Source organism: Nonomuraea phyllanthi (assembly GCF_006334985.2).
GTDB classification, from domain to species: domain Bacteria; phylum Actinomycetota; class Actinomycetes; order Streptosporangiales; family Streptosporangiaceae; genus Nonomuraea; species Nonomuraea phyllanthi.
The window spans coordinates 255,527-267,749 of record NZ_VDLX02000011.1 but is presented as its reverse complement, the minus strand read 5'-3'; the positions used below and the strand labels follow the sequence as shown (position 1 = coordinate 267,749).

Annotated in this window: 9 protein-coding genes; 5 read left to right on the top strand and 4 right to left on the bottom strand. The window is 73.3% G+C overall.

Annotated features, from left to right (window positions below; genetic code table 11):
- Positions 1-125: 125 nt before the first annotated feature.
- Positions 126-443 (bottom strand): hypothetical protein, encoded by a 318-nt coding sequence (locus FH608_RS28850; protein WP_139633762.1) that lies wholly within the window; start codon positions 441-443, stop codon positions 126-128.
- Between the two features lie 187 nt (positions 444-630).
- Between FH608_RS28850 and FH608_RS28845 the strand changes: the two genes are divergently transcribed.
- Positions 631-2,886 (top strand): ATP-binding protein, encoded by a 2,256-nt coding sequence (locus FH608_RS28845; RefSeq protein WP_193318675.1) that lies wholly within the window; start codon positions 631-633, stop codon positions 2,884-2,886.
- Positions 2,887-2,938: 52 nt separating this feature from the next.
- Here FH608_RS28845 and FH608_RS28840 read toward each other — a convergent pair whose 3' ends face one another.
- On the bottom strand, positions 2,939-4,216 hold the full coding sequence (locus tag FH608_RS28840) for an oxidoreductase (RefSeq protein WP_226900001.1): 1,278 nt from the start codon (positions 4,214-4,216) through the stop codon (positions 2,939-2,941).
- Positions 4,217-4,256: 40 nt separating this feature from the next.
- On the opposite strand from FH608_RS28840, the gene FH608_RS28835 reads away from it, so the two are divergent.
- Together FH608_RS28835 and FH608_RS28830 are read left to right on the top strand one after the other, a co-directional pair.
- Entirely contained in the window at positions 4,257-5,213 is a 957-nt protein-coding gene (locus tag FH608_RS28835; RefSeq protein WP_317135588.1) for an aldo/keto reductase, read from the top strand.
- 95 nt (positions 5,214-5,308) lie between these two features.
- Positions 5,309-6,202 carry an IclR family transcriptional regulator gene (locus tag FH608_RS28830; protein WP_139633758.1) on the top strand — a complete coding sequence of 298 codons (894 nt, stop codon included), beginning with the start codon at positions 5,309-5,311 and terminating at the stop codon, positions 6,200-6,202.
- Positions 6,203-6,220: 18 nt separating this feature from the next.
- Here the strand turns inward: FH608_RS28830 and FH608_RS28825 are convergent, their stop codons facing one another.
- A complete protein-coding gene (locus tag FH608_RS28825; protein WP_193318674.1) occupies positions 6,221-7,807 on the bottom strand; it encodes an FAD-dependent oxidoreductase in 1,587 nt (528 codons plus the stop codon).
- A gap of 11 nt (positions 7,808-7,818) precedes the next feature.
- Positions 7,819-9,255: an aldehyde dehydrogenase family protein gene (locus tag FH608_RS28820; RefSeq protein WP_139633756.1), complete on the bottom strand. Its 1,437-nt coding sequence runs from the start codon at positions 9,253-9,255 to the stop codon at positions 7,819-7,821.
- A gap of 143 nt (positions 9,256-9,398) precedes the next feature.
- Between FH608_RS28820 and FH608_RS28815 the strand changes: the two genes are divergently transcribed.
- Both FH608_RS28815 and FH608_RS28810 read left to right on the top strand, forming a co-directional pair.
- A complete protein-coding gene (locus FH608_RS28815; RefSeq protein WP_226900000.1) occupies positions 9,399-11,201 on the top strand; it encodes a thiamine pyrophosphate-binding protein in 1,803 nt (600 codons plus the stop codon).
- The gene (locus tag FH608_RS28810; protein WP_139633753.1) at positions 11,198-12,202 is read left to right on the top strand and encodes a zinc-dependent alcohol dehydrogenase; all 1,005 of its coding nucleotides are present in this window, start codon (positions 11,198-11,200) and stop codon (positions 12,200-12,202) included. The genes FH608_RS28815 and FH608_RS28810 overlap by 4 nt, the downstream gene beginning before the upstream one ends.
- Positions 12,203-12,223: the final 21 nt, after the last annotated feature.

The following is a 12,223-nucleotide window of genomic DNA, read 5'->3' as shown; positions in this document are numbered from 1 at the left end:
CCGGGACCATACCTGGCCGCCTACCCATATCCGCCCCGCCCAGCCGTCCCCGTTTCGAGCGTCCGCCCTGGTCCCGGTGCTGTCGCTGCCGAGCGCCGTCCGGTGGCTCGCTCACATGCGCCACGTCAGCGCTCCCCCGGCGCGCTCTCCATGCCGCCCGTTCCGGCTCCCGTGCGGCTGGGAGCCTTCCGGCGCGGCCGGGAGCGCGATGGGGCGCGGGTGGTCCACGGCAGCAGGCGAAAGGCCCGGTCGCTGATCGTCTTCGACGCGTACAGCGCGGTGGCGACGACGGCGACGGCGAGGGCCGCCTCCAGCATCGTGATGATCACGGCCATGCCCGGGGCCTTCAGCCACAGTCCGGCGTGAACGCCGGCCAGCGTCAGGGCCGTCCCGGCTCCGGTCCCGGGAAGCAGGGGGCGGGCGGGTCTGCGTGAGGTGGACATGACCGCAGGTTGCGCCGAGTGACGGCCGGTCCGGAAGGGGCTCGGACGAGGTTCGGACGAGGTTCGGATCGACATCGATCTTCCAGCAGGCGAGACGGCTGGCCCCCGAATGAGGCAATATCCGAAGGGTTCGGACAAGCTCAAGGTGACGGGGACGGCACGGGGCGCCGAGGGGATGAGAGCCGTCATGGGATCGCTGCGCACGCCGGAGGATTTCGGGACGGCGTTCAAGGACCTGCTCGACGCCGCGGAGCTCACCGTCCCCCGGATCCTGGAGCTGCAGCCGCCGCCGGTCAGCCGCAGCACGCTGTACGACTGGAGGAACGGCGATCACCTGCCCGAGACCCCCGGCCCGCTGCTGAAGATCGTCGAGCTGTGCCTGGAACGAGCCGCGCGGCGAGGCAAGCCCCTCGGGACGGCGCCTGGCGATGTGGAGGGGTGGCGGGACCTGCTGGCCGAGGCCAAGCAGTTTCGTGACTCCGGTGTGGCAGGGCGTACGGAAGAGGCCGCAGGTGCGGCGCCGGAAGAGCCGCGGCCCTCCCCGACCGGACCGGCGCGTTCGTACGGTGGCCTGCCCAACCGGGTCTTCGACCTGGTGGGCCGCGATCAGGAGATCGACGACCTGTTGCGGACGCTGCGCCCCGACGCCGACGGACCACCTGTCGCCCTGGTCACGGGCATGGCCGGGGTCGGCAAGAGCGCAATGGTGACGAACGCCGCGTACCTGGCGTTGGAACGGGGCTGGTTCCCGGGCGGGGCCCTTTACATAGAGCTGTCGGGTTACGACACCGACGGCCCGGTGACCGGCGACCAGGCCGTGCTGACGGCACTGCGTGCCCTCGGTGTGAGCGAGCCGTTCGAGCCCACGGCCGCAGGCCGGCAGGCGCAGTATCGCGCGCGCCTCGGGGAACGGGGCGAGGCCACGCTGATCGTGCTCGACAACGCCGCGTCCGAGGATCAGGTCATGCCGCTGGTGCCCGGTGCCGGACCGCACCGGGTGGTGGTGACGTCCAGGAACACGCTGGACAACCCGCGGCACGCCACGAGGATCGGCCTCGAGGTGCTCGGCGTGGCCGAATCGGTCCGGGCGCTGGGACTGGCCGACAGGGATCCTGTGCACGCCGAGCGGCTGGCCGAGCTGTGCGGGCGGCTCCCGTTGGCGTTGCAGATCGTGGCCGCCTCCATACGTTTCGACCCGCTACGCCCGCCGGCGGAGCTGGTGGCCGAACTCGCCGACGAGCACCGGCGGCTGGACGTGCTGGAATATCACGACTCGCAGGAGCGCGGCGTCCGCGCGGTCCTCGCCATGTCCTACAGGAAGCTGGCGGGCCCGCATCAGCGGCTGCTCAGGCTGCTGTCGCTCGTCTCCGGTCATCAGCTCGGTGAACAGGCGCGGCGCAAGGGCACCTCGCACGTCTCCCTTCCCGCGGCCGCGGCCTTGGCGGGCGAGCCGCCGGCGGAGGTCCGCAGGTCGCTGGTGGCGCTCACCCGAGGGCACCTTCTGGAGTACGTGGTCTGGGAGCGTTCGACGCATCGCGAGTACTGGCATCTGCACGACCTGGTGCTGCTGTACGCCAGAGAGCTGGCGCCGGCCTTTCTCGAGGAGGACGGAGCCCTGGAGGCCGCCGCCCGGCATCGCGACCATTACCTCGAGAACGAGTTCGTGAAGGATGTCACCGTTCAGGTGATCAGCGGCGACTCGGAGCTCGGACACGTCGAGTGGCGGGAGCAACTGGGTGACTTCGTGACGGTCGGCGATCCAGGCGATGCCTCCTACGCGGAGCGCGGGTTCGTCTGGGACGAGGAGCAGCAGGGCTGGGTGTCCTCCACCCCGTTCCCGCTGGACGTGGCGTCACGAGCGGTGCGGGAGGCGGAGCGCTCAGGCGATCGCCATGCGCTGGGCCTGGCCAAGGCCGCGTACGGCGCCGTGTGGCTCCGGCTGGGAGAGGCCGACGCGGCCGGTCAGGTGCTCGGGCAGGCGGCGGAGCTCCTGGACGAAGCCGGTGACCGGCGTGCTCACGAGCGTGCCCTCGTGGACCTGGCCCTCGCGCTCGCCTGTGACGAGCAGATCGAGCAGGCGCGCGGCGTCCTCGACCGGGTATGCCCGGACGACGTGCGACTGTTGCGTGACAGAGTCGACGAGCTCCTTGCTGACGCGGAAGGTCACCGGGCCAAGGGGGTGCTCTGGATGGGGTTCGGGCAGTTGCTGCGCGTGAAAGGCCTGTCCAGGGAGGCCATCAGCCCGCTGAACAAGGCGGTGGTCCAGTTCCGCGCATCCGGGTTCCGCGATCATGAGGGGTTGGCCCTGGGCAATCTCGGCTGGGCGTTGCGTGAGTGTTCCTTCTTCGGCGAAGGCGAGCGCCGTCTGCGACAGGCCCGGGAGATCCTGACGGCGAACGGTTTCCCGGCGCAGATACGCCGGCTGCGGCTGGACGCGCAGTAGGAGGGGACGGCTCCCGCGAACGGGCGGGCCCACTGTGGCTTCACCGCCGGATTCAGAGCGGGCTACGCGTTCCTGACGGAGTGCGGGCGGCCAGCCAGTCGCGGTAGCGCCGCAGCAGCCGGGCGCGGCGCCGCGCGTCCAGGCGCAGCGCGGCGTCGGGGTCGGTGGTCTCGGGAGCGACGCCGCGGGCGGCGGTCCGCCGGAGGATCCAGCGGACGGCGGCCTGCTTGGCGGCGGAGACCGTCGCCTTGTCGGTCGCCGACGAGGCGGGCAGCGGCTCGGGGCCGGGACGTCCGCGGGACCAGTCGCGCGGAAGGGTGGGGCGTTGCGCGAGGGCGGTGGCGACCCCGACGACGGCCACCCCGGCGCGCAGCACCTCGCGGGCCCCTTCCACGGTCCTGATGCCGCCGGTCAGCATGATCGGGATCGGGGAGGCCGCGACGACCTCACGGGAGAGGTCGAGGAAGTACGCCTCCCGCGCCCGCGTCCGCTCGTCGATGCCCGTGCCGTCCAGGGCGCCGTGCATGGCCGGGCGCTCGGCGCTGCCGCCTGACAGCTCCACCAGGTCCACCGGGTGCTCGCTCAGGAGTCGGACCACCCGTAACGCGTCCTGGTGCTCGAAGCCGCCGCGCTGGAAGTCCGCCGTGTTGAGCTTGACGCCGAGCGCGGCGCCGGCGGGCATGGCCGCGCGTACGGCGTCCACGACCTCGATCAGCAGCCGGGCCCGCCGCTCGATCGGGCCGCCCCAGCGGTCGGTGCGCCGGTTGGCGAGCGGCGACAGGAACTGCGAGAGCAGGTAGCCGTGCGCGGCGTGGATCTGCACGCCGGTGAAACCGGCCTCGATCGCGCGGGCCGCGGCGGAGGCGAACATCGCGATCACGGCCCGGATGTCGTCGTCGTCCATGGCGACCGGCCGGGCGAAGCCGCCGGTCCCGGAGATCGGGACGGCCGACGGCGACCAGGCGACGCCGCCGAGGTCGGCACGTACCTGGCGTCCGGGGTGGTTGAGCTGCATCCACGCGGCGGCGCCGCCGGAGCGTGCGGCGGCGGCCCAGGCCGCGAACGGCTGCAGCGGCGCTCTGGTGTCGAGGACGACTCCGGCCGGTCCGGTCATCGCGCGGGCGTCCACCATGACGTTGCCGGTGATGAGCAGGCCGGCGCCGCCGGCGCCCCAGGCGCGGTAGAGCCTGCGCAGCCGGTGGTCGGGAATCTGGCCGGGCGCCGCGAGGTTCTCCTCCATCGAGGCCTTGGCGATCCGGTTGCGCAGCACCGCGCCGCCGGGAAGGGACAGTGGGGAGAACAGCACGTCAGCCTGGTCTGAGCCTTGCACGTGTTGCAGCATAAGCAACGGATTGGGCATTATGCAATACATGGACATGCACGGGATCACTCCGGCCACCGGCGCCCAGCCCGCTCCGATCGTGCTCGGCGGCAACGTGTTCGGCTGGACCGCCGACCGCGACGCCTCGTTCGCGGTCCTGGACGCGTTCGTGGCGGCGGGCGGCACGCTCATCGACACCGCCGACTCCTACTCGCAGTGGGCCCCGGGCAATTCCGGCGGCGAGTCGGAGACGATCATCGGCGCCTGGCTGGCCGGGCGCGGCGACGGCCCGCCGGTGGCGATCGCCGGCAAGGTGAGCCAGTCGAAGCACCGCCCCGGGCTCGCCCCGGACAACATCCGCGCCGCGATCGCCGACTCCCTCGCCCGGCTCGGCCGCACGTCGATCGAGCTCTACTACGCCCACTTCGACGACGAGGACCGTCCCATCGAGGAGATCGCGCGGGCCTTCTCCCAGCTGCGGGACGAGAAGCTGATCGCCGAGATCGGCGTGTCGAACTTCAGCGCCGAACGGATCGCCGCGTGGCTGGACGTGGCGGAGCGGGAGGGGCTGCACGGACCGACCGTGATCCAGAAGGAGTACAGCCTCATGGAGCGCGGCATCGAGGCCGACGTCATCCCCCTGGCGCGCGAGCGCGGCCTGACCGTCATGACGTACTACTCGCTCGCGCGCGGCTTCCTCACCGGCAAGTACCGCGACGGCGCGACGGTGGACAGCCCCCGGGCCCAGGCCGCGGCGGCGTACCTGGACGACCGCGGCCACGCGGTGCTCGCGGCGCTCGACGAGGTGGCCGCCCGCCACCAGGCGGCGCCGGCGGCCGTCGCGCTGGCGTGGCTGGCCGTCCGGCCCGCGGTCGGCGGGGTCATCGCCTCGGCGCGCGACACCGGCCAGCTGAGCGACGTCCTCGCCGCCGCGCGGGTGCGGCTGAGCGAGGAGGACGTCGCGCGGCTCGACGCCGCCTCCGCGACCACGACGGCGGCTCGATGACGCGAAGCCGTCGAACGCCCGCGAACGCCCCGCGACGCGATGCGCCGGCGGTGACGGCGTGCCTGAGCGCGATCGCGGCTGACTAGGATCCAAGCATGGGCGATTGGACCCCACCAGCCGCCGGAGGGGACCGGCAATCCGGGCAGAACGTGATCGTGGCGCTCCGTCGCGGCCTGGACATCCTCGACATGTTCAGCGCCGACCGGCGGGTGGTCGGCATCACCGACATCGCCCTCGAGCTCGGCATCCACAAGTCCAGCGCGTCCCGGCTGGCGGCGACGCTGGCCTCGGCCGGATATCTCGTGGCGGCCTCGGCCGGCAATTACACGCTCGGGCCGCGCCTGGCCGTGCTCGGCTCGCTGCTGGCCGCCCGGCAGGATCTCGCCTCGGTGGTCACGCCGTTCCTGCGGGAGCTGGTCGAACGCACCGGCGAGACCGGGCACCTGGCCGTGCTCGACGGCGCCGTCGCCAAGACCGTGCAGGTGGTCGACGGCTGGCACACCGTACGCATGCACTCGTGGGCCGGCAAGCTGTCACCGGCGCACTGCAGCTCGATGGGCAAGGCGCTGCTGGCGGGGTTGTCCGAGGCCGAGATCGAGAAGCGGTACCCCGACGCGGAGCTTCCGGTGCGGACCGTGCACACCGTCGGCACGATCGAGCGGCTGCGCGCCGAGCTGGCACGCATCCGCCGCACCGGCTACAGCCTCGACAACGAGGAGCTGGAGGCGGGGCTGCGCTGCGTGGCGGCGCCCGTCTTCTCCCCTGAGGGAGTCGTGGACGCCAGCATCAGCATCTCCGGCCCCGCCCAGCGGGTGACCCGCGACCGCATGGCGGTGCTGGCCAAGCTGGTCCGCTGGTACGCGTGGCGGGCCAGCATGGCGCGCGGCGTGCTCGCCGTGCCGCCCGGCTGGCCGGCGGCGCCCACGGAGGAGCCGCCGGCCCCGGACTGGATCGAACGGCCCGGGGCGTCCGGCCACTCCGGCACCTGACGCCCTGGCCGTAGGGGGTCAGCGGGCGGCGTCCAGGCCCGCGAGGTAGCCGAAGGTCATGCCCACGGCGAGGGTCGCGCCCGGCCCTGGATAGCCGTCGCGGGTCCAGAAGGCCGCGGCGTTGCCGGCGGCGTACAGGCCGGGCAGGGGCGACCCCTCGCGGGTGAGGGCGCGCCCGGCGGTGTCGGTGACGGGCCCGCCCTTGGACCCGATCACTCCGGAGTACACGCGCATCGCGTAGTACGGCGCCCGGTCGATCGGCCCCAGGCAGTGGTTGCCCTCCTGCCAGGGGTCGCCGTAGTAGTCGTCGTAGGCGTTGCCGCCCCGCCGGAAGTCGTGGTCCACGCCTTCGGCGCAGAAGCCGTTCCAGCGCTCGACGGTCGCGGCGAGCCCGTCCGGGTCCACGCCGATGCGGCCGGCGAGCGTGGCCAGGTCCTCGCCGGCGACGATGTGGCCCGGCAGCGGACCGTCCGGCGTCAGCCCGGGCAGCGGGTAGCGCTCGCGGAAGCCCTCGTCGAAGATCAGGTACGCTTCGTCGCCGGGTTCGAGCCGGTGCATGGCCTTGCCGAACTCGTTGTACGGCACCGCCTCGTCGACGAAGCGCCGCCCCTGCCGGTTGACCACGATCTGCCGCGGGACCCCGCGCTCGCGCACCAGGCCGCGCGGATACGGCACGCCGTCGACGAGGTCGCCCTCGGGCCGCGCCATGGGCATCCACCAGCCCTCGGGCAGGTTGTCGACGGGCAGGCCGAGCTCGTCGGCGACGGTGAGGGCGATCCCGGTGTCGCTGGGCGCCGAGGCGGACACGCCGAGCCCGGCCGGCAGCAGCCGGTGGCGCAGCTCGTCCGCCGCGTCGAACGCGCCGGTGGCCAGCACCACCGAGGACGCCCCGATGGTCCGCTCGCCGTCGCCGGTGCGTACGCGCACGCCGGTGACCGCGCCGCCGCCGGCCAGCACCCCGGTCAGCACCCCGGTCAGCGCGGTGCCCGTGCGGACCGTGGCGCCGGCCCTGACGGCCCCGTCGAGGAGCGCGGCGACCAGGCCGAGGCCGCCGGTGCGGATGCCCTGGGCCATCCGGGCCGCGAGCAGGTCGTGGTCGATGGCGGCCGGGTAGCGCCACCTCTCCCACTCGGCGTGGGTGATCGGGCTGTAGCCCGGCGGCTGCCGGACCGACCGCGCCTGGGGGACGAGCTCGTTGAGGTCGACCGGCGCGACGTCGAAGCAGCGCCCGCCGCGGGTCGCCCCGGGGTAGTCCTGGTGGTAGTCGGGGTAGTTCGGGCAGACGACGAACCGGTGCGGGGAGTGCTTCTCCACGAAGGCGCCCATCACGCGGGCCTCCCGGACGAAGGTGCGGATCATCGCCTCGTACCGGGTGTCGAAGACCTGGTCGAGGTACCGGTCGGCCAGCTCGTCGGAGTCGCCCGCGTTCTCGGGCGTGCCGTTGGCGGGCAGCCACACCCGCCCGCCGGAGAGCGCGCTGGTGCCGCCGATCTCGCTCGCCGACTCGATCACCAGGGTGCGCGCGCCGCTGACGGCCGCCGCCAGGGCGGCCGTGAGGCCCGCGGCGCCGCTCCCCGCCACGACGACGTCGTACGTCTCGCTCATCGATGTTCCTCTCATTGCGGCCGGCGCAGGTTGAGCACGACGATCCGCGGGTCGGTCATGTCGTGGACCGCGTACCGGGGCCCCTCCACACCGTGCCCGCTGTCCTTGACCCCGCCGTACGGCATGGCGTCGGCGTGGTAGCTGGAGGTGTCGTTGATCATGACGCCGCCGACGCGCAGGCTGCGGGCGGCGTGGAAGGCGCGGTCGAGGTCCTGGGTGAAGACGCCGGCCTGCAACCCATACCGGCCGGCGTTGACCCTGGCGATCGCGTCGTCGAGGTCGCGGACCGGGACGACGGACACGACCGGCGCGAAGATCTCCTGGGTCAGCACCTCGCTCTCCTCGGGCGGCTCGGCCAGCAGGGCCGGGGTGAGCACGCTGCCGGAGCGCTCGCCCCCGACCCGCAGCCGCGCGGACCTGCCCGCCGTCTCGACCCAGGTCGCGGCGCGCCGTGAGGAGGCCTCGGAGATGAGCGGGCCCACGTCGGTGCCGGCCGCGCGCGGGTCTCCGGCCTTGAGCCCGGCGACCCGGTCGGCCAGCGCCGCGGTCAGCTCGTCGAAGCGGGTGTGCTCGACCAGGATGCGCTGCACGCTGGTGCACACCTGGCCGGCCTTGCGGAAGCCGGCCGTCGCCACCAGCCGTACCACGTCGTCGAGCCGGGCGTCGGCGGCGACGATGGAGACGCTGTTGGAGCCCAGCTCGAGATGGGTCCTGGCCAGGCCGGCCCCGGCCGCGATGACGCGGCCCACCGCGGTCGAGCCGGTGAAGGTGTAGAAGCGCACCCGGTCGTCGTCGAGCAGCGCGGGACCGATCACGCCGCCCGGCGCGCACACCAGCTGCAGCAGGCCCGGCGGCAGCCCCGCGTCGGCGAACGCCCGCACGACGTTGATCGCGCTCAGCGGCGTGTTCTCGGCGGGCTTGAGCACGACGGCGTTGCCCGCCGCGATGGCCGGGCCGACCTTGTGCGCGACGGTGGACAGAGGCGCGTTGAACGGCGAGATCGCGACGACCACGCCGACGGGGACGCGGGTGGTGAAGGCCAGGCGGTTCTCGCTGCCGGGCGTCGCGGCGAGCGGCACCTGCTCGCCCGCGATCCGCAGCGCCTCCTCGGCGCTCAGCCGGTAGATCCCCACCGCCCGCCGCAGCTCGCCCCGCGCGTCGGCCTCCAGGAAGCCGGTCTCCCCCACGTAGTCGTCGACGAGCCGGTCCGCCCGCTCCTCCATCAGGTCGGCGACCCGGAGCAGGATCCGGGCTCGCTCCCCCTCCTCCAGCGGGCGCTCCGAGGCGCGGTTCGCGCCGGCGATCGCGTCCTTGGCGTCCTCCGGCGTGGCCTCGGCGACGTCGGCGAGCACCTCGCCGGAGTACTTGTCCAGAACCTCGATCCGGCCGGCCGCATCCCGCCATTCACCGTCGATGTACAGGCCGCTCGCGCGTGCCGCTGTGCTCATTCAGGTCTCCTTCACCTGCACGACCCGTTGACGTGCGAGTCAGAGACTACCTACGATCTCACATCATGCAAGGCGTTGCACGTTATGCAATGCGACGGAGATCGCTGTGCTCCTACCAGCGGAATCAATCATGGAGGTCAGCTGTGAGCCTCACCGGCGCACAGATCATCACCGAATACCTGGTCCGCGAGAACGTGCCCTACGCCGTCGGTCTCTGCGGCCACGGGGACCTCGGTCTGCTGGACGCTCTCCTGGAACGGCAGGACGACATCACGACGATCTCGGTCCACCACGAGTCGCTGGCGGGGTTCATCGCCGACGCCTACTACCGGATCACGCACCAGCCGCTGGCGACCTTCACCTCGTGCGGCCCCGGCTCGGCCAACCTGCCCGTCGCCCTCGGCTCCGCGCTGATGGACGACTCCGCCTTCCTGGCGATCACGGGGAACGTCGCGACGAGCCAGTTCAACCGCGGGCCGTTCCAGGAGACCGGGCGGCACTTCCAGGCCGACTTCCCCAGCGTGGTCCGGCCGTACGTGAAGCGCAGCTACCAGGCCACCCGCGCCGAGCAGCTCCCGCTCATGCTGCGGCAGGCGTTCGCGCAGATGCGCGGCGGCAGGCCCGGCCCGGTGCATCTGGACGTGCCGCTGGACGTGTTCGTCGACCGCACCGACGAGCCGGTCCCCGACCCTGCGGCCTGGGGCACCGGCCGGCCCCCCGCGCCGGGCGCCGGGCGCGCCGAACTCGACGCGGCCTGCGCGCTCATCCGCGACGCCGCGCGCGTCGTGATCGTGGCCGGGTCCGGGGTGGAGGGCGGCGAGGCCGAGGCGGAGCTGCTGGCCTTCGCCAGGGAGAACGGCTTCCCGGTCGCGACCTCGCCGCTGGGCAAGTCGGCGTTCCCGGGAAGCGACCGGCTGGCGCTCGGCGCGACCGGCCGCAACGGCACCTACCAGGCCAACCACGCGGCCAGGAACGCCGATCTGGTGCTCGCGCTCGGCACCCGCTTCGACGACCGGTCGACCAGCTCGTGGCTGCCGGGCTACACCTACTCCTTCCCACCCGCGAAACTCGTCCACGTCCACATGGACGTCCAGGAGCTGGGCCGCAACTTCCCGCCCACGCTGGGCATCTGCGCCTCGCCGCGCGAGGTCCTCGCCCAGCTGCGCGAGCGCCTGCCCGACTTCCCGCCCACCGGAACGGTCGCCGAAGGGCGTCGCCGCTGGCTGGACGAGCTCGGCGAGGCGAAGGCGAGGTGGGCCGCGCACACCGAGCCGCACGACCACTCCGACGCCTCCCCCATCCGTCCCGAGCGCGTGCTCGCCGAGCTGCGCGGCGCGCTGCCCGCGGACGGCATCCTGCTCAGCGACGTGGGCGTGCACCACAACTGGATCGTGCAGAACTGGCGCACCGACGCGCCCCGCACCGTGCTGCAGAGCTGGGGTTACGCCTCGATGGGCTTCGGCGTCGGCGGCGTGCTCGGCGCGCACCTCGCCGCTCCGGACCGGCCCGCCGTCGCGGTCGTCGGCGACGGCGGGTTCCTGATGTTCCCCAGCGCCGTGGCGACCGCCGTCGAGTACGACATCCCCGCCGTGTGGGTCGTCTGGAACAACGGCGGCTACGTCTCCATCCGCGACCAGCAGAAGCTCTACTTCGGCGCGGACCGGCAGCTGGCCACGAGCTTCGAGCACGTCGCGAGCCGCACGCCGTACTCGGCGGACTTCGCCGCGCTCGCCCGTTCCATGGGCGGCGAGGGCCTCACCGTCACCGAGGCGTCCGACCTCGGGCCGGCGTTCAAGACGGCGATCGACCTGCGCCGTCCCGTCGTGGTCGACGTACGCGTCGACGACGCGATCGGCCTGCCGGCCGCGGCCACCTGGGAGCTGCCGCCGCTCCCCCACCCCGAGCCGTCGTTCGGCTGGCCCCAAGCCCAGGAGGGAACGCGATGAAAGCGCTGATCAAGACCGCGTCCGGTCCCGGCGCGCTGGAATGGGCCGACCTGCCCGACCCCCGCCCGGCCGAGGGGGAGGTGCTGCTCGAACTGGTGGCCGCCGGGCTGTGCCACACCGACCTGGGGATGATCCACGGCGACTACGGCCCCGGCAGCGGGTACGCGCCGAGCTTCCCGCTCGTGCTCGGCCATGAATACGCCGGCCGCGTGGTGGAGGCCGGGCCCGGCACCGCCATCCCCGTCGGCAGCCGCGTCGTCGGCAGCGCGCACCTCACGTGCGGCGCCTGCGTCTGGTGCCGACGGGGCCGGTCCATGCTGTGCGAGAGCCGAAAGGTCCTGGGGCTCGACGTGGACGGCGTGTTCGCCGAGCGGTTCGCCGTACCGGCGCGCAACCTCGCGATCCTGCCCCCGGAGCTGCCCGACCGGCTGGCCGTCCTCGCCGAGCCGTTCGCCGTCGCGGCGCACGCCGTGGACGTCGCCCGGCTCGGACCGGCCGACGACGTCTGCGTCATCGGGCCGGGCACCATCGGCCTGCTCACCCTCGGGGCCCTCACCGGCAGGCGGGTCACCGTGGTCGGCAGGGTCGAGGACACCCCGCAGGTGGCGAGGGCCCAGGAGCTCGGCGCGGCCGAGATCGCCACCGCCCCGGACGACATCGAGGCCCTGTACGGGCGGTTCGACGTGGTGTTCGAGACCGCCGGCACCGCCTCGGCGGTGACCACCGCGACCAGGCTCCTCGGCCGCGGCGGGCGGCTGATCTGCGTCGGGCTGCCGGCCGAGGAGGCCCGCTTCTCCTCCGCCCAGCTCTCCTGGAACGAGCAGACGATCATCGGCTCCCGCGCCTACGACGTCTCCACCTGGGCCTCCGTGCCCGACCGGCTCGGCGCCGCCCCCGGGCTGGCATCCATCGTCACGCACACCGTGCACCTGTCGGACCACCAGCGGGCACTGGAGCTGGTCGAGTCCCGGCAGGCGACCAAGGTGCTGCTGCACCCCTGAAACCCACGCGAAAGGTGGAGA